Consider the following 817-nt stretch of genomic DNA (forward strand, 5'->3'; position numbering starts at 1 on the left):
ATCACCGAGACCGTGGATGCGGTCAAGGCCAGCCTGTCGGCGATCAACAACGAGATCAAGCGCCTGGCCGGCGCCGCCGCACAAGGCGACTTCTCGGTGCGCGGCGATGCCGCTGCCTACCAGCATGATTTCCGCGACATGGTCAGCAGCCTCAACCAGCTGATGGAAACCACCGACGGCAACCTGTCCGAGCTGTCGCAGCTGCTGCAGGCCATCGCCCGCGGCGACCTGACCGCGAAGATGCAGGGCGATTTCCACGGCGTGTTCGCCAACATGCGCGACGATGCCAATGCCACCGTTGAACAGCTGACCGACATCATCGGCCGCATCCAGCACGCGGCCTCCAGCATCAACCTGGCCTCCAGCGAAATCGCCACCGGCAACAGCGACCTGTCGCGCCGCACCGAGCAGCAGGCTGCCAACCTGGAAGAAACCGCGGCCTCGATGGAGGAACTGACCTCCACCGTGCGCCAGAACGCAGAACACGCGCGCCAGGCCAACCAGCTCGCCATCGGCGCGCATGGCGTCGCCAGCCAGGGCGGCACCGTGGTCGGCCAGGTCGTCACCACCATGAGTGCGATCGAAGCCTCGTCGAAGAAGATCGCCGACATCATCAGCGTCATCGACGGCATTGCCTTCCAGACCAATATCCTGGCGCTCAACGCCGCAGTGGAAGCCGCGCGCGCCGGCGAACAGGGCCGTGGTTTCGCCGTGGTCGCCTCGGAAGTGCGCACCCTCGCCCAGCGCTCCGCCGCAGCCGCCAAGGAGATCAAGGGCCTGATCGACGACTCGGTCGGCAAGGTCGGCGAAGGCTCGG

General features: G+C 66.3%; 1 protein-coding gene. It reads left to right on the plus strand.

Annotation, left to right across the window (positions count from 1 at the left end; genetic code table 11):
* On the plus strand, window positions 1-817 hold an 817-nt coding region (locus QMX78_RS21480; protein ID WP_282273488.1), incomplete at both ends, for a methyl-accepting chemotaxis protein.

Origin of the sequence: Stenotrophomonas sp. PS02298, from assembly GCF_029959445.1 — a bacterium.
Taxonomy (GTDB): domain Bacteria; phylum Pseudomonadota; class Gammaproteobacteria; order Xanthomonadales; family Xanthomonadaceae; genus Stenotrophomonas.